The following is a 23,503-nucleotide window of genomic DNA, read 5'->3' on the forward strand; positions in this document are numbered from 1 at the left end:
TTCATCCCAGTCCTGCCTAAGCAGCGGTTCTGCACCAAGAGCTGCGCAATGTGGGACCGCAACCTCGGCCGCGCCAGCAAGACCGCGTCCGCGGTCCGATTCCCCGACTGCGTCGCATGCGGTAAACCGTTCTGCACCCGCAACAGCACAGCCAAGACCTGCAGCAGAGAGTGCCGACGCAAAGCCGTTGCCGAATGGACCCGCAACAAGTACGCGGCGAACCCCGAGTTCCGTGCCCGCAGCCTCGCCGAAGCCCACGCGAGGCGCGCCAACAAGCTCGGCCTCGGCAACAAGAAAGTGCTACTGAGCTACCTCATCGAGCGCGACGGCGGCCAGTGCCGAATACCGAACTGCCTCTTCCCCCACCGCAAGGTCACCCCACTCGGAAGCACCGGGCCGCGCCGCCCCAGCATCGACCACATCGTCCCCCTCAGCAAGGGTGGCGAGCACGCACTGCACAACGTGCAACTGGCACACACCAAGTGCAACCAGTCGAAGAACAACCGCGGCGCCGGCGACCAACTCGCACTGGTCGGCTGATGCCAAGCAAAGGATCCACCAGCGCACGCGGATACGGCGGGAAACACCAAGCCGAACGCGCATCATGGACCCCCAAGGTCAGAGCAGGCGGCGTCAACTGTCGACGCTGCGGCAACCCGATCGACCCGCGAGAACCCTGGGACCTCGGCCACCAAGACCACGACCGATCACTGCCACGCCACCCCGAGCATCGTAAATGCAACCGCGCCGCACCGAGCCGAAGGCGAAGCCGACCAGCCGCCCCACCAGTCGTCGTCGCGCCGGCCCTCAAGTTCTTCGACACCACCGAAGCATAACCGCAGGTCAGGGCCATTTTTTTGAGCCACCACGCCCTGACCCCCGGTCACAGTCAGGAATATCTCCCCGCCGTTTTTTTCCACCACCAAACCGGCGACGCTGCGTCTTAATGTGTTGTGCCGCAACGTATTTCGACTCATGAAACCTGTTGCAGCACTGTACATTTCGCGCATCATCGGAACTTGGACAAGGAGGTGCTGTTGGGGATGGCTGGTAAGACGGGGCTGCGAGCCGTCCAACCAGGCGAAACAGCAGCTCAGACCAGGCGCCGCCCCAAGTCCGTCACCACTGCCGCAAGGTCGGGATCGCACCGCGAGCTGCTCGTTGCTATGCGGGAACGCATCGCCACAACGGTCTCTGATCCGGGCTGCCCGCCGCGCGACCTCGCCGCGCTGACGCGCCGGCTGCAAGACATCGCGAAGGAGATCGAGTCGATCGATTCCCGCGGAGATGACGGCGAACGAGCGCAACTGCTCGAGTCCGCGCTGCGAGAGATCGCGCCGGACCATCCGCTTCTGAACGATGCCGTCGATGACGCCTTCGACGCCTCGGTTATCTGAGGTAGCGCGCCGTCTCGTTATCCCTGAGGGGATCGAGACATCGGTGTGGCCGCGGGTGCAGAAGCGCCTGAATGCCGCAGGCGCGTTCTTCGATCCGTGGCAGCAGGGTCTGGCAATGGCGGCGCTGGGATGTCGCGCCAACGGCAAGTACGCCGTCACCGTGGGCGGGGTTGTCATTTCGATCCCACGCCAGGTGGGCAAGACGTACACCGTCGGCGGGATCGTCCTCGGTCTATGTCTGGAGTTTCCGGGGTCGAAATGGATCTGGACGTCGCACCACAACAGGACGACCACAAACACCTTCCGCTCGATGTCGGCGATGGTGAAGCGCAAAGGGATCGTCGAGCATCTGGCACCGACCACCAATCAAGGCATTCGAGCTACCAACGGTGAGCAGGAAATCGCTTTCCGCAACGGGTCTCTGATTCAGTTCGGAGCCCGGGAGCAAGGGTTCGGCCGCGGCCTCGATGCGATCGACGGCGAAGTGTTCGATGAGGCACAGATCCTGTCCATCAGGGCGCTTGAGGACATGGTGCCGGCAGCGAATCAGGCGAAGCATCCACACGGTGGCCTGATCTTCTATATGGGTACGCCGCCACGGCCGATCGATGACGGTGAAATGTTCACCGTTAAGCGGAACAAAGCACTCAAGCTCATTCCAGAGGGCGAGAGTATTGTGACCGCCGGCGATCAGATGTACGTCGAACTCGCGGCGGACCCGGATGCTGATTCGGACGACCAGACGCAGTGGCGCAAGGCAAATGTGTCGTTTCCGCATCGTACGCCGCTGGAGTCAATGCTACGTCTGCGGGAAAACCTTCCCGACGAGGACTCCTGGCGTCGTGAGGCGTTGGGAATTTGGCCGGCGCTGGGTATGTCGGTGATCGACTACGCGCACTGGTTGACGCTGGGCAGCTCCGAAGTTGAACAGCCAGAGCGGGCTGTTCTGGTAGTTGCCGTATCGCAGGACCGCAAGTGGTCCTGCATCGCCGCGGCCGGCGACGTTGGTGGCAAAACGTTGGTGATGTGCCAGTCCTTGCAGGGCCTGTCGCAGGTGGCGGGGGTCCTCGCCGAGTTGATGGACAAACGCGACATCGTTGAATTGGCACTCGCAGGAGATCAGGCCAAGGCGCTACAGCCAGAACTAGTGAAGGCTGACGTCGAATTTTCAGTGCTGACTCGCAGCGATCTAGGCGCATCTTGTGCGGCGTTTCAAGAGGGAATCAAAGACAGCACTGTGATCCACGTCGGACAGCCTGTCCTGAACATCGCGGTGGAGAACGCGAAGACTCGATTCTCCGGCGAATCGGAGCAGTGGGACCGCCGGGATCCGAAGGTCGACGATTCCCCCCTCGTGGCGTGCTCGGCCGCTTTCTATCTGTGGGGGCTCAAGTACGACCCGAACTACGAGATCTTGGAGTCGATCCTATGAAGGCTGGGGCGGTGGTGACGACAGTGCTCGACCTGGTCGGCGTCGTCTGCCTGGCCGTGTTCGCGTGGTTTGTGTGGCCGCCGGCCGCTCTGCTGCCGGTCGCCGCTGGAGCCCTGTTCGCGAGTTGGTCTGCTCAGCGCGGCGGTACCGAGTGAGTCCGTCGACTAGGTGTGCCATTCCATGACATTGGTGACACGGCTACTCGTCGTCGAACAGGTCCAGCTGTTCGTTGGGGCGCTTCGGTAGTTCCACGTCGGTGATCCCCTCTGCGGTCAGTCGGTAGGTGTCCAGCGGTACCCGGCTGGCGGGCGGCTTGTGGCCCAGCGAGGCGTGCGGGCGGTGATAGTTGTAGTGGTTCAGGAAGTCGACCAGCGCGGCCCGGCGCGCCGCTTCTGAGTCGTACTCGCGGACATAGGCCCACTCGCGAGCCAGGGTGCCGTTGAACCTCTCCACCTTCCCGTTGGTGCGCGGCGTGTACGGCCGGGTCCGCTTGTGCGTGGTCCCGGTGGCTTCGAGTGCCGCTGCCCATGCGCGGGAGCGGTAGCACGACCCGTTGTCAGTCAGACAGCGCACGATGTGCTCGATGCCATGCTCGGCGAAGAACGTCACGGCGCGGAGCCAGAAGTCCGCCGCAGTGGTGCCCTTCTCGTCTTCCAGGCACTCGGTGTACGCCAGCCGGGAGTGGTCGTCAATCGCGGTGTGCAGGTAGGTGTAGCCGACGCGACCGGTGCCAGCGCCCTTGCGCTTGGAGGCCCGGTGCTCGTCGCTACCGACGCCGTGGATGCGCCAGCCGCCACCGGTAGGGATCTTGCCCAGCTTCTTCACATCGACATGCACCATCGCGCCGGGGGCGTCGTGCTCATATCGCAGGACGGCGCGCATCTGGTCGCCGGTCGGCGGGTCCAGGTCGGCCACACGGTTGATGCCGCGCCGGACCATGATCCGGTGCACGGTGACGGGTGCTACGACGATGCCGTGGTCGGCTTTGAGCACGGCAGCGAGGCGGGCGGCACCGAACTTGGTCTCTCGGCGCAGCTGTTCTACGAGGTCTTCGATCATGGGGGCGGTCCTGTCTGGCAAGGTTGTCGGGGCAGACGAGCGATCCGCCAAACCGTCAGGCCCCTCGGCCTCCCAGCGGGCGTACCACTTCGCCAGACAACGACGCGAGATCCCCGCCTCAGCAGCCACGTGAGCGATCGGCCTGCCCTGGTCAACCCGCTCACACAACCGCCGACGACCAGCCGGTGTGAGCGGGGCATTGGGATGCCCGCTCACAGCCGTGAGGCCCGCGTCGATGTCATGACAGCAGGCTAGCTGGGTGTTATGACACGTAACGCTTTGCTCGCATTGATACGAGCACATTTGGGGATAACTACTGCCCTGTTGATAACCGCGAAAAGATCTTGCCGGTGTCATTACACCGTGCTACCCTGGGTGTTATGACACGCAGCCACCCGAACGACCGTCACGACACCTATTCGTTCCTACTGGACGTGAGCGACTTTCTCCGCAGCCTGGACGGCATGAGCGACTGGTCGGACCGGATCACAGCCATCGCCGATGAAAACTTCGACCCGTCTGTTGACGGTGACAAATGAGCCCCCACACCGGCCTGCCGAGCATCACCAACCTGTGCGGCAAGGTCGTAGTTCTATGCCCCGAATCGCACGTAATCGCTACATACAAGCCCGAGGATTGGGCACATTCATCCGCCGAGGCGAACATGCACGTCGCCGTCACCTGCTACGGGAACTTCTGATGGATCGGATCACAACCAGGGACGAGCTATTCGCCGCTCTTGATGAGTTGGTGCAGGCCATCGACAGCCCTGAAGTCTTCACGGACGAGATGAGTGTCCAGATTTTCTGGGAGCGTGGCCGCGCTCATTGGGAGGCGTGATGGTAGAGCCGGTGTGCCAGGACTGCAATCAGTTGGTGGCGGAAAAACAGGATTTGCGCGACAAGCTCCGTAGTGCGTATGCCGTCATCGCCGAACGGCAGCAGCGGTTGGAGGACGACGAGCGGAACATGCGAGCAGCTCGACGCCAACTGGAGTTGTTCATGGACGACGGCATTAGGGAACGCATCACCGTCGCGCTCGCCCTGCTCGACGAGAACGTGGAGAGTCGCAGCGAGGCGTGGTTCGACTTCACTGAACAGCGGGGCCAGTAATGCCGCAGACGGTGCACGTCTATCCGAATAACGACCTCATCGAGCACGACACCGACGGCGGCGACTGTCCGTGCGGCCCCACTTCTGAGCCTGTTTTCGATGCGGACGGGGCGTGTGGATGGGTCATCACGCATCACAGCCTCGACGGACGTGAGGCCAATGAGCCGGAGGTGGTGTAATGACACCTATGCCGAATGCGCCCCGCACACCACTCAAGTCCTTCCGTATACCCGAAGACCTCTACCGGGAAGCCCAACAGCTCGCCGCCGACGAAGGCCAGTCGGTCTCTGATGTCGTCCGCAAGGCGCTGGAGCGATACGTCAAAGCCGGCCGCAGGAAGCGCGCTCAGCGTGGGGACGTGTAACCAACCTCATGGAACAACACAACTAGGGCAGTGACGACGTGAGCCTGTTCTTCCGCCGCTCCGAGGAGCGGGTCATGCAGCACTGGTTCGGCGTCGGCGACATGCCGTCGACTGCGGCCACGTCGCATGTCGTCAACCCTGAGACGGCGACCTATTTGGCGCCGGTGTTCGCCGCGCTGCGTCACATCGTCGACTTCGGATCGACGCTTCCGATCAGCGCGTACCGGAGATCCGACGATGGCACGCGTAGGCGGATCACGCCGCCGCAGCTGATTTCCGGCCTCGACGCCGAGGGGGAGCCGGGGACTGTTGCGTGGCTCGGTCAGGCGTTCTACGGGCTGGCGGCCTACGGGAATGCGGTCGGCTGGATTCGGCGCGTCGACGGGCTCGGGTATCCGACGGCGGTGTCGTGGCTGAGCGACTCTGATTGGGCCTACAGCGAGATCACCAAGCAGTGGTATGTGTTCGGGCAGCAGGTGCCGTCATCTCGGATCGTTCACATCCCGTGGATCGTCCCGCCGGGGAAGAAGATCGGGCTCTCGCCGATCGAGCACTTCGCCTCGATGATCTCGGCTGGCATGTCGGCCCAGGAGTACGCCGATATGAAGCGTGGCGGCGGAATCCCACCGAGTGTGCTGAAGAACAGTGAGAAGGTGCTCGACGCCAAGCAGGCTGCCGAGGTCAAGAGTCGACTGGTCAGGTCGCTGAGCAAGGGTGAGCCGTTCGTCACAGGCCGGGACTGGGACTACACGGCGATCACGATCCCGCCGAACCACCAGCACTTCATTGAGACGCTGAAGCTGTCAGCGAACCAAACCGCGGCGATCTACGGCATCGATGCGACCGAGATCGGCGGCGAGGCGGCGAACTCGCTGACCTACTGCGCCGATACCGAGACGGAGATCCTGACCGATCGTGGCTGGCGCCGGTGGGATGAGGTCGTAGCGGGGGACATTTGCCTGACCCTAAACACGGAAACTCAACTCGGAGAATGGCAGCCGATCGAGACTGTCAACGTGTTCGACGGACCGCATCAGGTCCTGAAACTGCGTAGTGGCGCGCACTCGTCGGTGACGACACCTGATCATCGGTGGCCGACGATCCGGCAGGGCCGGATGCGCTGGAGGACGACCGACGGCATGACATCCGCGGATCGGATCCTGGCTGCTGCTCCCGTCGTGAATGGGCCAGCGGAGCAGAAGTGGTCGGATGCTCTCGTGGAACTGGTCGCGTGGCACTACACGGAAGGTTGGGTCGGCCGTTACGGCGAGATCAGCATTGCTCAGTCTCACGCGGTCAATCCGCAGAATTGCGCCCGCATCCGGGCATGTCTGACCGAAGTATTTGGCCCTTGCTGTGAGGAAAAGTACGTACGATCCCGGCCAGCCTGGGTAGAGGACGCTTCCGATCGGGTGACGCATTTCCGCATCAACAAGATGGGAGCCGAAGTTCTCAGGGAGTTGGCGCCGGAAAAGGTGCCGACAGTCGAGTTCCTCGCGTCGCTGACGCGATCTCAGCTGGAGTTGTTCATCCAGACCTCGATTGATGCCGATGGGAGCGTTAATAGCAACGGGACGCCGATGTTTGCGCAGAAGGATCGACGTCGCGTGGAAGCCTTCCAGGTCGCCTGCAACCTGACGGGGCGCTCTGGTGTTATCCGTCAGCAAAAGTCGGGGATGTGGCTGATCGCGGTGACCGGCTCGGCCTTGCGAGCCCCCAAAGCGCATGGTCGGTACATCGCGACTGGCACGATTGCCGGACCGGTCTGGTGCCCAACGACATCGAACGGGACTTGGTTTGCGCGGCGCGACGGTACGACGTACTTCACCGGCAACTCCAATGAGGAGCATCGGCAGATCAACCGGGCAGCGAACATGCGCCCGTACATCGTACGGGTCGAGAAGACGATCGACCGCATGCTGCCGGGGCCGCAGTTCGTGAAGCTGAACATCGACGCCACGATTCGCATTGACATCAAGACCCGCACCGAGGTTCTGGGCGCGCAGATCAAGGACGGCCGGAAGTCCGTCAACGAGGCACGCGCGCTGGAAGACGAGCCGCCCGTCGACGGCGGTGATTTCCACAATGTGCCCTCGCCGATGGCGGGGCCTGTCAACAGGGAAGAAGGGAACAAGCCATGACCGACGCAGAGCGGCGGTTCACGTCGGTTCGGGTGGAAGTCCGCGCCGGCTCGAACGACAAGATGACGATCGGCGGTTATGCCGCGAAGTTCAACCGGATGAGCCAGAATCTCGGCGGCTTCGTCGAGCAGATCGACCCCCGTTTCTTCAACGGTTCCCGCGGTGACGGCTGGCCCGACGTCATCGCCCGGTACAACCACGACGACATGTCGCTGCTCGGCACCTCGCGGGCCGGCACTCTCCGGTTGAGCATCGACAACGTGGGTTTGGTCTACGACGTGGACCTGCCCTCGTCTCGCGCCGATGTCTACGAGCTGGTCGGTCGTGGCGACGTCAACAAGTCATCGTTCGCGTTCGTCGCTCTCGAAGACGACTGGGGCGTCACCGACCAAGGATTCCCGCTGCGGACCCTGATCGCCGGCCGTCTGATCGATGTGGCGCCGGTAAACACTCCCGCTTACCTCGACACCGACACCGGACTCCGGTACGCCGAGGCGGGGTTACGTTCCCTGGCCAAGAAGTTCGACGCTCCTCTCGAAGAGGTGCGAAAGCTCGCCGAGGGCGACGATCTGATCCGCTTCTTCAAGCGCAACGACAAGCAGTCCGCGCCGCAGCGCCGTTCGCCGCATCTGGCGCTCGGCAGGGTCATGAGTCTGGACCCCGATCTGAAGCTCTGATCACAGTTGGGGGCGGGGATTGCCCCCGCCTGGCCGGGAGGGCGACACCCCTCGGCAAGCGCACAACTGAATACTGCCGGGAGGGCGACACCCCTCGGGACATTTGCGAGAGAACAACATCCATCTATCCCAGAAGGGGAAAACCATCATGGCAAAGTCACTTGCCAACGAACTGATGCAGCGCCGCGCCAAGCTGATCAAGGACGCTCAGGAAATCGCCCAGCGCGGTGTGGCTGAGGACCGAGATCTGACCTCCGAGGAGCAGACCTCGTTCGACCAGATGATCGCCGAGGCGAACAAGCTCCACGAGCGGGCCACGGCTATCCACAACGGCGAGAAGGCCGCCAACGAGCTGGAGGAGTCGTTCCGCAGCGTCACCGGCCGCACTCCTGAGGACGGCGACGAGGAGCCGCGCGACGCGACCTTCGTGACGTGGGCGCGTTCCGCCCGCCCGGGCGACACTTTCGATCTGCCCCAGTCTCGGCAGATCGGCCGGGCTGGGCAGGGTGAGCAGCGCGACATGTCCGCCACGGGTGGCGTCGGCAAGAACAGTGTGTCCTCGCAACTCTGGGAGTACGCGCTGCACGTCGGGCAGATCCTTCAGTCGGGCGTCGACATCATCAACACTGCCGACGGCAACGCGCTGCCCTTCCCGGTGGCCACCGCCCATGCGGAGACCGACGACGACGCGCTGGATCCGCATGACCCGATCGTCAACGATGAGTCGACCATCACCACGGTCGAGTCCACGGTCGCGAAGTACGGCTTCATCTCCTACGTTCCGACCGAGCTGATCCAGGACGCGACGTTCGACCTGGAGGGCTACATCGCCCGAAACGCCGGCCGCGAATTGGGTCGGCGCGTGTCCGCGATCGCCGCGGCGGGGGTGATCGCCAGCTTCACCACAGCAGGCGTGACCGCGCCGGCCGGGGTGCTGACCACACTCGGCGCCCAGACGGCAGTCGGGGAGGGAACCGACCTGATCTACAAGCTGTTCCACTCGGTGTACCCCGAGTACCGGACCAGCGCATCGTGGATCATGTCCGACCCGACCGCGGCTATCGTGCGCGCATTGAAGGGCTCGGACGGCCAGTCGGTGTGGCAGCCCGCGCTGACCGCCGGTGACCCCGATCTGCTCGTCGGCAAGCCGGTCTACATCGTTCCGCAGATCGCCGCCCCCGCGGCGAACGCCAAGTCGATGTTCTTCGGTGACCTGTCGGCGCTGAAGGTCCGCATCGCCGGCGGCCTGCGGTTCGAACGGTCCAGCGAGTACAAGTTCGGCAACGACCAGGTGGCGTTCCGCGGCATCGTCCGCGCCGGCGCCGTCGGCTTGGACCCGAACGCTGTCAAGTACCTGCTGCACCCGGCGACCTGACCACAGATCCGTCGTTGGTTCTTGGTGCGGCGGCCCATTCCGGTCGCCGCACCAAGAACTCGGGAAAGAAGGAGAATCCATGAAAGTGCGGATCAAGGTGCGGCCGACCGGCTACGTCAGCCTCGACGGAGGCCCGCTCACCGCCTGGCCGCCGGTCGGGACAGTGGTCGACCTGCCGGAAGCGATGGCCGAAGATCTCGTCAACGGCGGACGCGCCGAAAAGGTGCGGGTCGGTCGGGCCGAACCTATCTCCGAGACGGTGGAGACACGGCCCGCGCAGACCGCCGACGAGGAACAGCGCGCGAAGCGCCCGACGGCCAGAAAGGGCGCATCAACCGGTGAGTGAACTCGCCCCCGGGGATGTCCAGACATTCACCCGAGGACGGCTACTCGCCACCGATCAGGTGGTGCAGGACATGCTCAAAGCGGCGCTGGCCGTGGCGCGCAACTACACGGGGTGGCCGGTCTCGCCGGTCATCACCGGGGCCGTGATCACCCTTGACGGCCCCGGCGGGCGTGACCTGTTTCTGCCGACTCGGAAGATCACCGCCGTGGAGTCCGTCGTGGAGGACGGGGTGACGCTGGACCCCGCCGACTACGTGTTGTCGGCGAACACCCCGGGGATGCTTCACCGGAAGAACGGTCGTTGGACGACGGCGTACGCCGGGATCACCGTAACCATCGATCACGGCTATACCGAGGTAGAGGCCGCCGACTGGCGTCGCGCCGTGATGCTGATGGTCGACCAGATGTCGCGAGCTCAGCAAGTCGGCGCGAGGTCGGCCGAGGACCTGGTCCGCAAGAAGGTCGACGACGTCGAACTGCAGTGGGCTGACTACGGCTCAATGGCTGAACGAACGCTTCACTCGGTGCAATCCATCCTGGACAGCTATGCGCTGCCCCCCACAGGCTTCGCGTGATCGCTGGCCCCGGCCGAGCCGTCCCGATCTGAAAGAAGTTGATGACCGCACCTGTCAGTGAGTTCTTCGACGACCAGCTCGTCACCCTCATCGCCAAAGGACTGCCGGCGCTTCCGCACCCCGACGGCACCCCGCTGTCGTTCCCCGCGCACGTCGACACCTTCCCCGGTGACACCGAGGAGGAGCAGGCCGCGAAGCACGCGATGAACATCACGATCGCCGAAGCGTTCCTGAACTATCTGCAGTCGCAGGAACACAGCATTGTGTCGAATGCGCTGCTGGCGCAGCCGCAGCAGTTCGGCGAACACACGATCGTCACGATTCATTGCGCGACGTGCGCCGCGGTGATGTTCACAGCGACGATGTCGCGGGACGGGAAGATCAGCATGCCGCCCCGCGCGATCGACCCCACATGCCCGCTTCATGGCGCGGACCGGTAGTGGCGCACCGGATGGGTAAGCGTGGATGCACCGTCGAGAATTGTATGTTCACTCACAACGACCTAGACCGTCCACAAGGGGACGCAGCATGACCGCCCATCAGCAGTTCCCTGGCCACGTCGGAGACGCGGGCTCCACCGGGTTCGCTGCACAGTTGCCGCCGCAGCTGTTGGCGATGATGCCGGCCAACCCGCGGCCCCGCACCCCGCAGGAATCCCTGACCATGCTCGTACAGATCATCGAGCTGTTGGCTCAGCGCGGCCCTGACGCGGCGAACGGATTGACCGTCGTCCAGACCCGCGACGAGCGCGGTGTCACCATCCGGATCGATCTGCCGGGCTGATGGATTTCGGCAGCCAGACAGTCGGTTTCGTGGCGGTCACACTCGGCCAACCTGATGCGAACGGTGTCCGCCCGCCGACGACGGTGCAGGTGAATGTGCATGGTTGCCGGTTCCGACCACTGCGCGTGGAGGAGACGGCCGGCGCGGTGGAGATAGCCACCGAGGTGTGGAAGTGCACCGCCCCGCCCGCGCCGGCTGTGCTGGCCGCCACGTCGATCGACGAACTTGTCTACGACGGCACCAAAAATCCGCAGCGCGGCGCCGACGACGTGAACGTGTACCGGATTGACGGCGGGGTGAAGCCGTTCAACGACGAATCCGAGGACGTCTACAAGGTGACTGTCGTCGCTCACAAGCACAAGGGATAGAAGGGAACCGCATGTCCTACACCGTGGTTGAGGAGTTCGTGATCCTGCGTGACGGCGGCGTCGTGCACCACAAGACCGTCGGATCCGAAGTGGAGCTTACGGTCGAGGAAGCCGCAGCCCTGGTCGCCGCGGGCAAAGTGACGGCCGACAGCACCGCAGCGGTCCCACTGGTGGCCGACGGCGTCGCCCGGGAGATGAGCGAAGCTGCCGCAGACGGCAGCTGGACGGAGATCTCCAGCGAGGACAGCGATGGATCGTACGAGGCCCTGCCCGAGATCGACAGCTATCCGGAGGACGCGACGCCGCTGGAGGTCGCCGAGGTTCAGCAGTCCGAGAAGGTCACCAAGGCGCGGCGCCGGTAGGTCATGGCGCGGCGTGGGGTGCGCGAGTCTGCGCGCGACATCGAGAAGCAGCTCCGGTTGCAGATCGCCGCGCGGGCCGAGCTCGACGCCGCCAACGCTGAGCTTGCCGAGAATGTCAAAGCTGAAGTGCAGTCGCACATCCCGATCGACCAGGGCGACGCTGTCGGGTCGATTCAGATCAAGAAGCTGAAGAACACTCGCGAGCACCCCCTCCCGGGGCGGCTGGTGTATTCGGACAGCCCGATGTTCCACATGCTGGAGTACGGCACCAAGGCCGACCCTGACAGCACGCAGGATCCGAGGCGGGTTCAGATGCCTGATGGGTCATGGGTGACGTTGGGGCCGGACACCCCAACGCAGGCTGTCGCGCCATTCGGTAAGGCGCGCGCGAAGTTCGGAGACAAGATCAGGTGAGCGTGGAGATGCTCGACCGGACCCCGCCGCCGGGGTTGCGGTTCCTGCGGGCGTGGCTGCTGCCACTGGGTGGGGTCGGCGCGATGCGCAACCCCAGTGTCGATCCGCTGCCATTCACGCTGCTGCAACGCTACGACGGGCACGAAGATTCACACACCGACCACGGCTACTACCAGCTCGACCACCTCGCCAGGGCAGTGGGCGGGAAGACGGCGTTCACGGCGTGCGAGGACTACGCCGACCTGTGCAAACGCCGAATCCTGTATCTGCGCGACCACTCCTACACCGAGGTGGACGTGCCCGGGTGGGGTGCGGCGACAGCTGATGTGGTGCGCTGCATCGAATCCCCGCACTGGCAGCCCTACGCAGACCCGGCCATCGCGCGGTTCGTGTCGCGCTACTACGTCGACCTGCGCCTGGTCACCGCCCCCTAACACCTGTCACAGCAAATTGCTGTGATCGGCACCCCTTCTGTGGGTGTGCATCCCGTTTCATCGCCGGATCGCGTCGCGGTCCAATCCCTTGATCCTGGAAAGGAATTGTCATGACACGACCTGCAACCGGCGGGCTGCGGCCGACCCCGACCGGAGAGGGCTTCGACGCCTCGTCCGCGAGGAAGGCGCTCGACGGCTACATGCTGCTGCGCGACCAGGACGGCGTGAACACGTCGCTGGCGTTCGTCGAGGAGGACGGCGTCTGGGTGTCGGGGTTCAACCCGTTCGCGCTGGACGGGCAGATCCGCCACGATCTGATCGTCGAGATGGGCGGCACCTGGTACAACCTCGGTGGCGGTGAGTCCGCCGGACCGACGTTCGCGAACTCCTTCGACGTGAAAAAGGAGCGGTTCTGGCAGACCCGCCAGGTGATCCGCACCGACATCACCTCCGAAGAGGGCACCGTCGAGTTCGGGCTGGGGGAATACTCGACACTGTCGGACACCCTCGAGTTCGATCTGCCGCTGAACTCGACGCCTGTGAAGGGCACCGCCGATTACGCCCGCAAGCGGCCCATCGAGTTCGACGGCCGCCTCCGGCAAGCCATCGTGTACACGCGGGACAAGGGCGGCTACTTCACCGCCGACGTGTTCCCGAACCTGTCCATCGAGAACATCGAGGACCGGGAGCTGTCCGCGGAGAACCTGATCGCCACGATGCTGCGGTGGGGCATCTCCATCGACGCCCACTCGGGTTACTCGCACGCCCGGTTCCGTTCGGGCCCGGGCTGGACGGGCAACCCCGGACCCCCGAAGTTCTCCGCCGCGCCGGTCGCCACGCCGGGTGCTGGCGGCACGGTGGCGTTGGTGTTCCCCGCCCCGGTGGGTCCGGCCACACCATTCACCTACACCGTGAAGAAGACGCGGGAGGACACCGGTGTGGTCACCGATCTGACGTTGTCGGGTGCGCCGGGAGTGGTCGACGGCGTGGTGACGCTCAACGGTACCGGCCTGGATGAGGAGGACTACAGCTTCCAGGTGCACGCCGCCAACGCGGTGAACAAGGTGGCCATCTCGCCGCGGTCGAACATCGTCACCGGCCTCGAATAAGGACCGTCGTGGGGTGCCCGCCTGGTGCGGTCGGGCACCCCACGGCCCCACTCTCTGCCGCACCGACACCGCATCAGCCAACAAGGAGATAACCGCACCCCATGAGCAGCAAGAAGAACAGAGACGAAAGCAAAGACGCCCAGTTCGCTAGCGTCGAGGACGCGAAAGCCCAAGTAGCAGAGTACTTCGGGTTCGCGCTCGGAGTGCCGATTCCCATCACCCTGCCCGATGGGACCGTCGAAGAGTTCGTCGTCCCCTATCCCGGGATGCTCGGCGCTGAACAGCGGAAGCGGTGGAACCGGCTGCAGTTCGAGATCAAGCAGTGCGACCGCTACCCCGACAAGGTCGTCCCCGATCACAAGCTGACCCACAAGGTGGTCGAGAACGCGGGCACCGAGAACGAGCGTGTTGAGGAAACCGAATCGTTCATCCCCGGCTACACCGAGCGGGGCGCACTGATCCTTCCCCACCAGAAAACTCTGCCGGACGGCACCGTTGAACTGATGGAGCCCGACTACGAATCGCGTGTCGCGATCGCGTTCTGGGGCGAGGACGGCTACGAGCGGTTCCTTTCCGGGGGTGGCGACCCCTACATGATCAACCTCATTCAGTCGAAGATGCAGCGCGAGTTCGAGGAGCGCCAGGCTGCAGACCCCAAAAGTGGTTCAGGCGCTGGAAGTGTGGCTGAAGTACCCGAAGCAGATTGAATCTGGGCTCTGCACCGAATACCCGGGTTTGGACATCGGGCAGTGGCATCGCGGCGAGATGTCGTCGCGCAAACTGATCGTCCTCATCGAGGGGTTGTCCGGGGATTCGTGGTTCAAGCAGTCCCTTAACGCTGACCTGAAAGAAGCTGCCGCGCAGCGACGCCGCGAGCAGATGGCCGAATCGGCCGCCGACTTCGAAGGCAGGTTGCGCGGTGAGATCCGCGACCCGTGGGACATGACGGTCGGCCTGGTCGAGAAGCACGCACTGACGGAGGAGTGAGGTGATTCGCTCGTGGTGACCATGGTCGTGGGCACGACGCTTGACGACAACGCCATCCGTCAGGTGTCCAACGACCTGCAGAAGCGTTTCGGCGACGTCGCCGAGGACATCGGCAAGGACTTCATGTCCCAGTTCGCCGACGGCGCGGCTGCGGCGTCACCGAAGCTGCAGAAAGCTGTCGACAAGGCGGCCAACGCCACCGGGAAGCTTCGGGCGGAACAGGAGCGTCTCAACGCGCTCACCAGCGCTGGCGCGTCCCGGGATCGGATCGTCGCCACCTCGGAGCGGGTCGCGACCGCCCGCCGCAATGAGGCCCGCGCGGTGCGGGAAGCCGCCGACGAGTACCGAAACCTTGCGGCCAAGCGGCTGTCGGCGTCGGCGTCGTTCGGATCGGGGTTCTCCCGCGGTATCCCGTTGCTGTCCAGTTGGACAGCTGAATTGAGCCAACTCAACGGCGCCGCGAACAAGGCCGGCTACGTGGCCGGTAGGGCGTTGGGTACCGCGTTCACGATGGCGGCCGGCAGCATCATCGGCGCGGCCGGCTACACCTTGTTCAAGGGTTTCGAGCGGTATGAGGCGATCGAGTCGGCGACGAACCGGCTCAACAACCTCAACAGGGTTCTGGAGAAGACGGGCCGCGCTACCCACGATGTGAATGCGGTGATGGAAACCGTCAACGCGGCGGTGGAAGGGACACCGTACTCGCTGAACGCGGCGTTCTCCATTGCCAGCCAGGGGCTTTCGAGGCCTATCGGGGACCTGAAGCGGTTCATGACGGCGGTGACCAACACTGCTGCGTTCCTGGACACGCCGCTGGAAAGTATCGGCGACGGATTCCTGAAGATGGCCTCGGAAGGCAAGGTCAGCCTCGAGGTGCTGCAGAACCAGCTCAAGGGATTCCCGATCGACCTGCTGGCCGACAAGCTCGGAGTGACGACCGCCGAGCTGTACAAGATGATCAGCGCGAACCAGGTCGGCTTCAAGTCCCTGCTGGAGACCGTCGAGCAGAACATGGATGGTTTCGCCAAGGGCGCGGTGAACACCCTGACGGGGGCGAAGGACCAGTTCAACACCGCGGTGGCGCGTCTCGGCGCGAACTTCCTGGGCGCGGCGTTCGGCAAGCCCACCGAGGAGGCGAACACCCTCAAGGACGCCATCGAGGCCGTCACTGAGCGTTTGAATGAGGCGAACGCTTGGGTTTCGGCGAATTCGGGCCGCATCCAAGGCATGTTTGAAGATGCCACCGAAGTCGCTGGGGATCTCGCCAACGCGGTCGGGTTTGTTGTCGAGCTGATCGACAACATCCCCGGGGGGCTCGGCACCGTGGTGACGGGATTCGCCGCGTGGAAAGCCCTGACAATCGGGTCGGGCGCGATCAGCGCTGTGAGCACGATGCTCGGCGGCATGAACACCATGCTAGGTACGACGCTTCCCGGTTCGGCAGATAAGGGCGCCAAGGGAATTACCGCGGCCTTGGCCCGGGTCAAAGTGCCCGCATGGCTGGCTTTCTTGGTCGCGTCCAACGGTCCTGAGATCGAAGAGTGGGCGGAAAACACCATTCCGGGGGCCCGTGAACTGAACCGGCTCCCTAACCCCGGTGATGCGGGCAAGGCAGCTCGGGAGTGGTGGGACCGCAACATTCAGGGACAGCAGGGGCCCGACCCGGGCCCGTCGCCGCTGCCGCAACAGGGCGGCGGTAACGGCCCAGCGACTGTCGGTGGAATTCCCATCCCCGGCCTGGTGAATCCGAACCAGCCTGCCCCCCTTGCGCCTCCCGGACCTTCGATGCCCGCGATGCCGGGGCGCGGCATGCACTGGGAGGACGGCAAGGGCTGGGTGCTCGATGCTCAGCTACCCCCGGGCGTGGTTGCTCCGGACGCGCCCGGGCGGCCTGGTGAAGCTCCGGCGGGTAACCCGATCTTGGATCCGGCCGGCCTCGACGACGGCAGCGGATCGGGTTCGTCTTCCCCGGTGTTGCCGTACCCCGAGGAGTACGGGCAGGGTCCCCGGCCCGGTGAGTCACCGGAGCAGTGGCGCGACCGCATGGCGCAGATCGCCGCCGATCACGACGTCGCGGAGAAGCGGGCCCGCCTCAACCAGCTGGAGGCCGACAACACCGCCGACGCCAACGATGTGGTTAAGGCGCGCAACGATCTGATCGATGCGGAGATGCGGCAACGCGAGCTGCAGATGCGCGCACAGACAGCGCAGCGCGAGCAGGAGGCCGCGCAGGTGCCGTATGCGCCCGGCTATCTGGCGCCGCCGCGGCCGGGGCAGACCGCCGAACAGTACCGGGCCGAGTCGTCGCTGTTCGAGGCGCAGCAGAAGACAGCGCAAGCGTGGGCGCGGCTTCAGCAGCTCGACGAGTTCACCTCTCCGGAGGATCGGCTCAAGGCGCAGAACGACCTGGCCAAGGCGCGACGCGACGAGTACGAGGCGCAGCTGCGTCTCGCTGACGCGGCCAACAAGACCACGGCGCAGCTTGGTGACCTGACTGCGCAGCTCGACGGCGACTTCGGGTTGTCGGAAGGGTTGCCCGGCCTGGCCGAGAATCTGGTGAAGTTGGCTGGCGCGTTGGCGTTGGCGCCGCTGACAGCTCGGCTGTCGGCGATCAAGGAAGCCGCCGGCGACGAAGGCTCCGGCCTGTTCGGCATTGCCGCCAGCACGGGGATGCTGGGAGAGCGGTTCATGCCCCGCCGTGAGGCCTCTGGGGGCGATCCGAACGCCGCCTACGTACCGACTGAGCCGAGTCCATCGAATTTGGGCCCGTCGGCGCTGCAGCCATCCGGCAACGCGAACGTCAACGCGATGCTGGCTTTGGCCCAGTCCGCGTCCGGGCGCACCAAGTACGCCCCGGCTTCGGATCTCATCAACGGTCTGGCGGACTGCTCGGGGTCGATCTCTGACCTGTACGAGGTGCTGACCACGGGGAAGTCCACCGCGGCGCGCATGTTCACCACCACAAATTTCGCCAGCGACGCCGAAGCGGCGAAGCTGGGGTTCCTGCCGGGCTACATGCCGGGCGCGTTGAATGTCGGTGTCAACCCTTATCCGGGACAGTCCGGCCACATGGCCGCCACGCTGCCGAACGGGGTGAACTTCGAAGGCGGCGGCGGCACCGGCGGCGGCGCACAGTACGGCGGCAACGCGGCCGGTGCCCTGGACCCGCAGTTCGAGAAGCGGTACTACTTCCCGATCTCCGGGATGCCCACATCGTTCGCGCCGCCGACCACGCCGGCCACCGGCGCGGGGCCCGGTCCGATGCCGGTTGCTCGCAACGATTTCCCGATTCCGCTGCCGGTGACCATCGTCGGCGGTCTCCCGACTGGGCTGCCGACGACAGTGCCCGCTCCCACGACGACGACGCCCGGTGCGCCGAGCGCGCCGACGTACACCCCGACTGCTCCGATCGGCCCGTCCGCTCCTACCATTCCCACGCCCGGTGTCATCCCCGACAGTCAGCTCTACACCCCCGAAATGACGAACCCGGCGCTGACCCCTCCGCTGCCCGCCGGTGTCCCGGGTGGTGGCAGCACCTTGCCGGGGATGGGGATGCCGCAGTCGGCGCCCTTCGGGATGCCGCAGGCCCAACCGATCGGATCATCGGTCATTCCGGGTCAGTCGCCGCAGCCGATCCCTGGCGCCGGGTCGGGCATGAATCAGGGCATCAGCGGAATTCCGCTGGCGGCGCTGCAGTCCGCGGCCGGGGGCCTCGACGCCCTTGCACCGGGGGCCGGCGCTGCGGCGAACCTCGGCATCCAGCTGGCGAACCGGGCAATCGGGTACGGGGCGCAGCAGGTAGGCAACCTTTGGTCCGGGTTCTTCGAAACGTTCACCTTGTCTGGGTCCGGCGGGATGACCGATCCGCTCAAGACGCTGCCCGGCCGGCTTCTGGCCGGGATCGCGGGGGCACGGCCGTCGATCCCGAACGTGGCCGGACAGCCCGCAGGCCCACGCTCAGGTGATCAGCAGCAGAACCAGCAGCAGCAGAACGCGCAGCAGCCCCAGGGCGGGCCGCTGGTGGAGATCAAGGAGCTGCACCAGGCGCCCGGTGAAGCTCCCGACGCGGTCGCCAACAGTGTCGCCAACCAGTTCCGGTCCTACGAGTACAGCGGAGGGTTCCACGGCAGATGAGCGCGCCCAAGCTGCCGTTCCCTCTCGCTGAGATCGCCACCGAAACCACGGTGTACCCGACTGGGCAAGTCACGATCCTCGGTGAGCAGCTTCTGCTGGAGCACGTCGACCCGATGCTGTCGTTCTCCAGCCTCGACCGGCGCTTCACGTTCCACTTTTCCGGGCCGATGGCACCCTGGCCGAAGCAGCAGGACGGGGTGCAGCTGCTCGAAATCACGCCGCCCTCACCAGGCTTCAAGCACCTGAAAGCCAAAGGGGCCCGCCAGCACGGCGTGACGTGGAATGCCACCACGTTCGACGAAACCCAAATCAACATGGTGCTCAAGGCGTTCGCCCGAACACCGGAGCTGCTGGGGCAGGTGGTGTCGGACTGGGTGGCCATGTGGCATCCCACCAAACTGATCCGCTTCGAATGGTTGACGTTCGACAAGGGTCTGTGGTGGTGCGACTGCCGGCTGTCGAAGGTGTGGAACGATCGCATCCAATCGTCGCCGCGCCGGCACCGCGAGCAGGTCCTCACTCACGTCATTGAGAACGCTGAAGCGTTCTGGCGGTCAGTGGATTCGATGTCGACGTTCGAATTCCAGTACGAGGACTTCACCGACACGTTCAACACCGACTACCCCGACGACATGGGCCCTGACTGGCCGCTTCTCTACAGCGGTGACGGCGAGGGTCACGCCTACACCCAGGGCGGCACACTGCGGTGGCGCGACGACCCCGACAGCGTGTTCTTCACCAGCCCCCGAGGGGTGGTGTGCGGACCTTACGTCGATGCCGACTCCGGCGATGACACCGACGAGGTGTCCATCGTGTTCGGTAGCTTCGCCGAGGCCGGCGGGTCGGCCAACGATCTGTGGATCCGCATGAACCGCGACGAGAACGGTGACTGGGGTGGTGACGGGGTACGGGCCCGGTGGATCTACAACCAGTACCTGAAGCTGTCGTACTTCGTCGACTTCGTCGAGTACGAGATCCGCACCGAGTTCGAGTTTTTCGCCGCGTTCCCGGGTGAGCGATTCACATTCCGCGGCGGTGTCGGCGGCAACCTACGCCGCTTCCAGATGCTGCGCGGTACCCGGGTGATCTTCGACCGGGTGGAGGAAGGCACCGGCTCTCGTGTCGGCCCCGATCATCGGGGCCGTGGCTTCGGTTTGCGTGGTGGCGGCGCGGTGTACACGCAGGCCACCCCGGCCCGGGTGCGCGAGTTCAAAGCCAAGACCGTCGTGTTGGACTCCTTCAACACCCCCATCGCGGTGGGGTTGGGGGAGAACTGGCCGCTGCACTACTACGAGGGCGACGGCGACGCCCACATTTACGTGACGGCCGGCACCGCCGCCTGGAATGACAACTCCGGCACAAGCGCCCAGCAGGTGATCTACGGGCCGCGCAGGGATTTTCACACCGACACCGACAACCAGGTCGAGTCCGTGGTGCTGGACACGATTCCGGAGTGGTCGCTGCCGGAGTCAGGAAAGTTCTACCTCGGCTGCCGCATGAACCGCGACGAGAACGGTGATTGGGCAGGCGACGGGGTTTTCGCCGAGGTGGGCCGGTCGGTCGCGGAGATCGTGCGCTACAACAACTTCGTCCGCACACCGATGTGGTGGACCCCGATCTGGCCGCCACCGTTCTGGGGCGAGAAGTACACCCTGATCGCCGGCCAGGACGGATCACCCCGGACGTTCAAGCTGCTGCGCAACGGCGCCCCCCTGCTCAACCGCACCGAGGCTGGTGAAGGGTCTGCGATCGGCCCGGACCACCGCGGCGCCGGCGGCGGCCTGTACGCGGGGGCGGCGCTGATCACCCAGGCCACCCCGCCCCGGCTCCGGAAGATCGCCGCAGGGGACAACGCAACCGTCACGCAGTCCGGGTTCCTCAACCTGACCAACGTTGGCTCCGAGGAAGGATGGCCCACCATCGTGTTCCGCGGTCCGGGCACGATCGGCGTCGGCAACGGGCCGGGCAGCCAGGACATGATCACCTTCGGGCCGCTCAACGAGAACCAGCAGGTGCTGATCTCCACCCATCCCCGCTACCGCAACATCATCGACCTCACCACCGCCGGTGAACTCACCGGTAAGCAGCGCCAACAAGTTGAGGACATGGCCAAACGCATCGCGCTGGGCCAGGTGCCGCCGCTGCTGTCCTGGTACGAGTCGGTGTTCGGGGTGCTGCCCCCGCAAGGCAACCTGTACGAGCAGCTCGAGGGCCGGTTCTCCCGGCCGATCCCCGGCGTGGACCAGCCCTCCGATGCGGTGACGTCGAAGATTGCGCTCACCGTCGTCAACGGCAACGCCAACACCCGGGTCCTGGCCGCGGTCACGCCCCTGCGCAGGTGGCCGGAGTAGATGGCGCGCATCAACGACGTCGGCGATTATCTCGACCTCGCCGACACCCAAGCGCGTCTGCTCTCCCAGAACCCGCACGAGGTGATGTCGGCGGCCCGTGACGTCGCCAGCATCGAACAGCGGCCACCGCAGGACATCATCTGCCGGATCTTGACGAACACCTGCAAGACAGCCGGCGAGGCCGGTGACCGGGAACGGTTGAAGATCAACTGGCCCCGCCTGGGTGTGCCGATCGGCGAACTGACCTTGAAAGGGTCAGACCCGCTGGCTGACGTGGTGCTGCAGTGTGATGAAACGGTCGTCCCCGTCGTGGTCGACGTCGGGCCGCTGCGGTGGTCCGGACGGGTGGATGTGGCGCACGACAAGTTCGGCGACCCTGAGAAGCCGGACACGGTGGAATGTCAACTGCTGCACGACAAAGCCTGGCTTACGCGGGTGGCGGCGTGGCCGTGGTGGTTCATGCCGCTGCAGATCCAGGGCCCACCAAGCCGGGGTGTGTCGTTCGGCAACGCCATCACCGTCATCAAGTACCTGTTCGGCTCCCAGTTCCTGCGTATCCAGCTCGGACTGTGGGAGGCGATCAACAACCTCATCAGCCTGAATCTGGACTGGCGGGCGTTCTTCGCCACCGAACTGGCCGGGAACGCGAACGGCGTTGACATTCGCGACATTCGGCGGCTGGCTGTCACCCCCGTCTACGTGGTGCGGCGCGGCACCGGCTGGAAAGACACCTCCCCGTTCATCTCGTTGAACTGGAAGATGGAAGACCTGCTCACCGTCGTCGAGCAGACCTGCCGGGACTGCGGGTTGACGATCGAGGTGTGGCTGTGGGAGCCGGGCATGGAGCAGCCCGACGAGCACGCCAAACGCGGCAACCTGCTGAAAAGGCCCACGGTCTGCATCGACGTCAAAGACCGCCAGGGCGTGACAGGGTTCTCCGGCACCTGGGTCGACGGCTTGCAGCGCACGTTCGTCGACCTGATGGGCTCCATGCTCGGCGAGGTGCTGAAGCCGTTCCTCAACCCGAAGAACGAATACGCGCCGAGGGGTGTGAACATCGCGCCCGCCCTGGGTGTGCACTACACGAAACCATGGACGGTTTTCAACGCCGATCATCCGGATTCCGGTGTCCGGGGCACGATCTCGCACCATCATGCCGTGGCTTGGCGGACGATCACAGGGGGGAAATCACCCGCCTGGTTTAACCGCATGATCGACAATTCCATCGCCTTCTTCATCGACATGATCTCCATCGTCATTGGGATAACGGGCATCCCCTCCACCGTTTTGGAGGGCGCTTTCAACGACCTGTGGATGGCATACCAGCTCACCGACAACTTTGACCGGCGGATGAAGCTCGGCCCCATGGGGTTCCCGGAAGTGTTCAAGGCCACCGGGTCCGGCAGCTACACCCTGGAGGCGTTCTTCCAGCAGAAGGCGCTGATGTTCGACACCGCCGGCTACGCCTCCGCGCAGGTGATGGTCGACAACTGCTTCCCCTACGAGATCGGCCGAGACTTCTTCCCCGGCGGCATGTCGACGGTGATCCGCCGAGGCAAAGTGTTCTCCCACTTCATCGAGGACACGGTCCTGCTCGACGACGGCGACGAATACGCCAAGTTGCTGATCCAGATCGGCGACGGCCGCGCGGAAGAAGCGCCAGCCGCGAAGATTCAGCGCCGCCTCGGCGACATCCAAGCCGGAATCAACGTAGCCCTACTCAGTAACTAGCAAATTGGCCCCGGCGGTTGCGCGAACAACCCCGGGGCGTGGCCGACTGAAACGGAGTCGACATGGCAGATTCTACCGCGAAACTGTGCCTGCGCTGCGGCGCCGAGATGATAGGCGCCCGCCGTTCACGGACGAGCAGCTAGCGGCGAAAGGTCGCGTACTGGGGTGGCCGATGCTGGGTGTGCGGTGCGGCCTGGTCGACGATCGACCATGTCAAGCCGATCGCGGCAGGCGGGGCGCACATGCTCTGCAATCTGCGCCCGATGTGTGGCAGTTGCAATCCCAGCAAGGGTGCTAAGTGGCCACTGGAAGATCCGCTGGGCCGACATCGGCAAGCGGCCTGATCCTCTAAG

27 protein-coding genes and 1 pseudogene are annotated in these 23,503 nt (G+C 64.8%); 26 read left to right on the forward strand and 2 right to left on the reverse strand.

Annotated elements, in window-relative coordinates:
• Nucleotides 1–48 precede the first annotated feature (48 nt).
• Nucleotides 49–540: an HNH endonuclease gene (locus KXD98_RS08065; RefSeq protein WP_260763108.1), complete on the forward strand. Its 492-nt coding sequence runs from the start codon at nucleotides 49–51 to the stop codon at nucleotides 538–540.
• 167 nt (nucleotides 541–707) lie between these two features.
• Here KXD98_RS08065 and KXD98_RS08070 read toward each other — a convergent pair whose 3' ends face one another.
• Nucleotides 708–1,001 carry a hypothetical protein gene (locus KXD98_RS08070; RefSeq protein ID WP_260763109.1) on the reverse strand — a complete coding sequence of 98 codons (294 nt, stop codon included), beginning with the start codon at nucleotides 999–1,001 and terminating at the stop codon, nucleotides 708–710.
• Between the two features lie 18 nt (nucleotides 1,002–1,019).
• On the opposite strand from KXD98_RS08070, the gene KXD98_RS08075 reads away from it, so the two are divergent.
• From KXD98_RS08075 to KXD98_RS08085, 3 genes are read left to right on the forward strand one after another with little or no spacing between them, the layout of a single operon-like run.
• Nucleotides 1,020–1,397, forward strand: coding sequence for a hypothetical protein (locus KXD98_RS08075; protein WP_260763112.1), 378 nt, complete (start codon nucleotides 1,020–1,022; stop codon nucleotides 1,395–1,397).
• A gap of 55 nt (nucleotides 1,398–1,452) precedes the next feature.
• The gene (locus tag KXD98_RS08080; protein WP_260763113.1) at nucleotides 1,453–2,829 is read left to right on the forward strand and encodes a terminase; all 1,377 of its coding nucleotides are present in this window, start codon (nucleotides 1,453–1,455) and stop codon (nucleotides 2,827–2,829) included.
• Nucleotides 2,826–2,984 carry a hypothetical protein gene (locus tag KXD98_RS08085; protein WP_260763116.1) on the forward strand — a complete coding sequence of 53 codons (159 nt, stop codon included), beginning with the start codon at nucleotides 2,826–2,828 and terminating at the stop codon, nucleotides 2,982–2,984. Before KXD98_RS08080 ends, KXD98_RS08085 begins: the two co-directional genes overlap by 4 nt.
• A gap of 139 nt (nucleotides 2,985–3,123) precedes the next feature.
• Here KXD98_RS08085 and KXD98_RS08090 read toward each other — a convergent pair.
• Nucleotides 3,124–4,104 (reverse strand): annotated as a pseudogene (locus tag KXD98_RS08090) (IS481 family transposase); the annotation flags it as partial.
• 164 nt (nucleotides 4,105–4,268) lie between these two features.
• Here KXD98_RS08090 and KXD98_RS08095 point away from each other — a divergent pair.
• From KXD98_RS08095 to KXD98_RS28505, 22 genes are all read left to right on the forward strand, one after another.
• Nucleotides 4,269–4,427 (forward strand): hypothetical protein, encoded by a 159-nt coding sequence (locus KXD98_RS08095; RefSeq protein ID WP_182878641.1) that lies wholly within the window; start codon nucleotides 4,269–4,271, stop codon nucleotides 4,425–4,427.
• A 160-nt stretch (nucleotides 4,428–4,587) separates the two neighbouring features.
• Nucleotides 4,588–4,728 carry a hypothetical protein gene (locus tag KXD98_RS08100; RefSeq protein WP_260763121.1) on the forward strand — a complete coding sequence of 47 codons (141 nt, stop codon included), beginning with the start codon at nucleotides 4,588–4,590 and terminating at the stop codon, nucleotides 4,726–4,728.
• A complete protein-coding gene (locus KXD98_RS08105) occupies nucleotides 4,728–5,000 on the forward strand; it encodes a hypothetical protein (RefSeq protein ID WP_260763123.1) in 273 nt (90 codons plus the stop codon). Before KXD98_RS08100 ends, KXD98_RS08105 begins: the two co-directional genes overlap by 1 nt.
• A gap of 178 nt (nucleotides 5,001–5,178) precedes the next feature.
• The gene (locus KXD98_RS08110; protein ID WP_260763126.1) at nucleotides 5,179–5,364 is read left to right on the forward strand and encodes a ribbon-helix-helix domain-containing protein; all 186 of its coding nucleotides are present in this window, start codon (nucleotides 5,179–5,181) and stop codon (nucleotides 5,362–5,364) included.
• A 38-nt stretch (nucleotides 5,365–5,402) separates the two neighbouring features.
• Nucleotides 5,403–7,505, forward strand: coding sequence for a phage portal protein (locus KXD98_RS08115; RefSeq protein ID WP_260763128.1), 2,103 nt, complete (start codon nucleotides 5,403–5,405; stop codon nucleotides 7,503–7,505).
• The gene (locus tag KXD98_RS08120) at nucleotides 7,502–8,182 is read left to right on the forward strand and encodes an HK97 family phage prohead protease (RefSeq protein WP_260763130.1); all 681 of its coding nucleotides are present in this window, start codon (nucleotides 7,502–7,504) and stop codon (nucleotides 8,180–8,182) included. Before KXD98_RS08115 ends, KXD98_RS08120 begins: the two co-directional genes overlap by 4 nt.
• A gap of 148 nt (nucleotides 8,183–8,330) precedes the next feature.
• On the forward strand, nucleotides 8,331–9,557 hold the full coding sequence (locus KXD98_RS08125) for a phage major capsid protein (RefSeq protein ID WP_260763132.1): 1,227 nt from the start codon (nucleotides 8,331–8,333) through the stop codon (nucleotides 9,555–9,557).
• A 79-nt stretch (nucleotides 9,558–9,636) separates the two neighbouring features.
• Nucleotides 9,637–9,903 carry a hypothetical protein gene (locus KXD98_RS08130; RefSeq protein ID WP_260763133.1) on the forward strand — a complete coding sequence of 89 codons (267 nt, stop codon included), beginning with the start codon at nucleotides 9,637–9,639 and terminating at the stop codon, nucleotides 9,901–9,903.
• Nucleotides 9,896–10,477: a hypothetical protein gene (locus tag KXD98_RS08135; protein ID WP_260763135.1), complete on the forward strand. Its 582-nt coding sequence runs from the start codon at nucleotides 9,896–9,898 to the stop codon at nucleotides 10,475–10,477. Before KXD98_RS08130 ends, KXD98_RS08135 begins: the two co-directional genes overlap by 8 nt.
• Before the next feature lie 41 nt (nucleotides 10,478–10,518).
• Nucleotides 10,519–10,917, forward strand: a complete 399-nt coding sequence (locus KXD98_RS08140; protein WP_260763137.1) for a hypothetical protein — start codon at nucleotides 10,519–10,521, stop codon at nucleotides 10,915–10,917.
• Between the two features lie 88 nt (nucleotides 10,918–11,005).
• A complete protein-coding gene (locus KXD98_RS08145) occupies nucleotides 11,006–11,260 on the forward strand; it encodes a hypothetical protein (protein ID WP_260763139.1) in 255 nt (84 codons plus the stop codon).
• 29 nt (nucleotides 11,261–11,289) lie between these two features.
• Nucleotides 11,290–11,628: a hypothetical protein gene (locus KXD98_RS08150; protein ID WP_260763141.1), complete on the forward strand. Its 339-nt coding sequence runs from the start codon at nucleotides 11,290–11,292 to the stop codon at nucleotides 11,626–11,628.
• A gap of 11 nt (nucleotides 11,629–11,639) precedes the next feature.
• On the forward strand, nucleotides 11,640–11,990 hold the full coding sequence (locus tag KXD98_RS08155; protein WP_260763143.1) for a hypothetical protein: 351 nt from the start codon (nucleotides 11,640–11,642) through the stop codon (nucleotides 11,988–11,990).
• A gap of 3 nt (nucleotides 11,991–11,993) precedes the next feature.
• Complete coding sequence (locus KXD98_RS08160; RefSeq protein WP_260763145.1) at nucleotides 11,994–12,404, forward strand: hypothetical protein; 411 nt, start codon at nucleotides 11,994–11,996, stop codon at nucleotides 12,402–12,404.
• Entirely contained in the window at nucleotides 12,401–12,838 is a 438-nt protein-coding gene (locus KXD98_RS08165; RefSeq protein ID WP_260763146.1) for a hypothetical protein, read from the forward strand. The genes KXD98_RS08160 and KXD98_RS08165 overlap by 4 nt, the downstream gene beginning before the upstream one ends.
• A gap of 110 nt (nucleotides 12,839–12,948) precedes the next feature.
• Nucleotides 12,949–13,947, forward strand: a complete 999-nt coding sequence (locus KXD98_RS08170) for a hypothetical protein (RefSeq protein ID WP_260763148.1) — start codon at nucleotides 12,949–12,951, stop codon at nucleotides 13,945–13,947.
• A 101-nt stretch (nucleotides 13,948–14,048) separates the two neighbouring features.
• Nucleotides 14,049–14,654 carry a hypothetical protein gene (locus KXD98_RS08175; RefSeq protein ID WP_260763150.1) on the forward strand — a complete coding sequence of 202 codons (606 nt, stop codon included), beginning with the start codon at nucleotides 14,049–14,051 and terminating at the stop codon, nucleotides 14,652–14,654.
• A 58-nt stretch (nucleotides 14,655–14,712) separates the two neighbouring features.
• Nucleotides 14,713–14,934, forward strand: a complete 222-nt coding sequence (locus KXD98_RS08180) for a hypothetical protein (RefSeq protein ID WP_260763151.1) — start codon at nucleotides 14,713–14,715, stop codon at nucleotides 14,932–14,934.
• Nucleotides 14,935–14,955: 21 nt separating this feature from the next.
• Complete coding sequence (locus tag KXD98_RS08185) at nucleotides 14,956–19,068, forward strand: tape measure protein (RefSeq protein WP_260765063.1); 4,113 nt, start codon at nucleotides 14,956–14,958, stop codon at nucleotides 19,066–19,068.
• Nucleotides 19,065–21,419, forward strand: coding sequence for a hypothetical protein (locus KXD98_RS08190; protein WP_260763153.1), 2,355 nt, complete (start codon nucleotides 19,065–19,067; stop codon nucleotides 21,417–21,419). Before KXD98_RS08185 ends, KXD98_RS08190 begins: the two co-directional genes overlap by 4 nt.
• A gap of 198 nt (nucleotides 21,420–21,617) precedes the next feature.
• Nucleotides 21,618–23,150 carry a hypothetical protein gene (locus KXD98_RS08195; protein ID WP_260763155.1) on the forward strand — a complete coding sequence of 511 codons (1,533 nt, stop codon included), beginning with the start codon at nucleotides 21,618–21,620 and terminating at the stop codon, nucleotides 23,148–23,150.
• A gap of 179 nt (nucleotides 23,151–23,329) precedes the next feature.
• Nucleotides 23,330–23,494 carry an HNH endonuclease gene (locus tag KXD98_RS28505; protein ID WP_396882705.1) on the forward strand — a complete coding sequence of 55 codons (165 nt, stop codon included), beginning with the start codon at nucleotides 23,330–23,332 and terminating at the stop codon, nucleotides 23,492–23,494.
• Nucleotides 23,495–23,503: the final 9 nt, after the last annotated feature.

This window comes from Mycobacterium sp. SMC-4, assembly GCF_025263265.1.
GTDB lineage: Bacteria > Actinomycetota > Actinomycetes > Mycobacteriales > Mycobacteriaceae > Mycobacterium.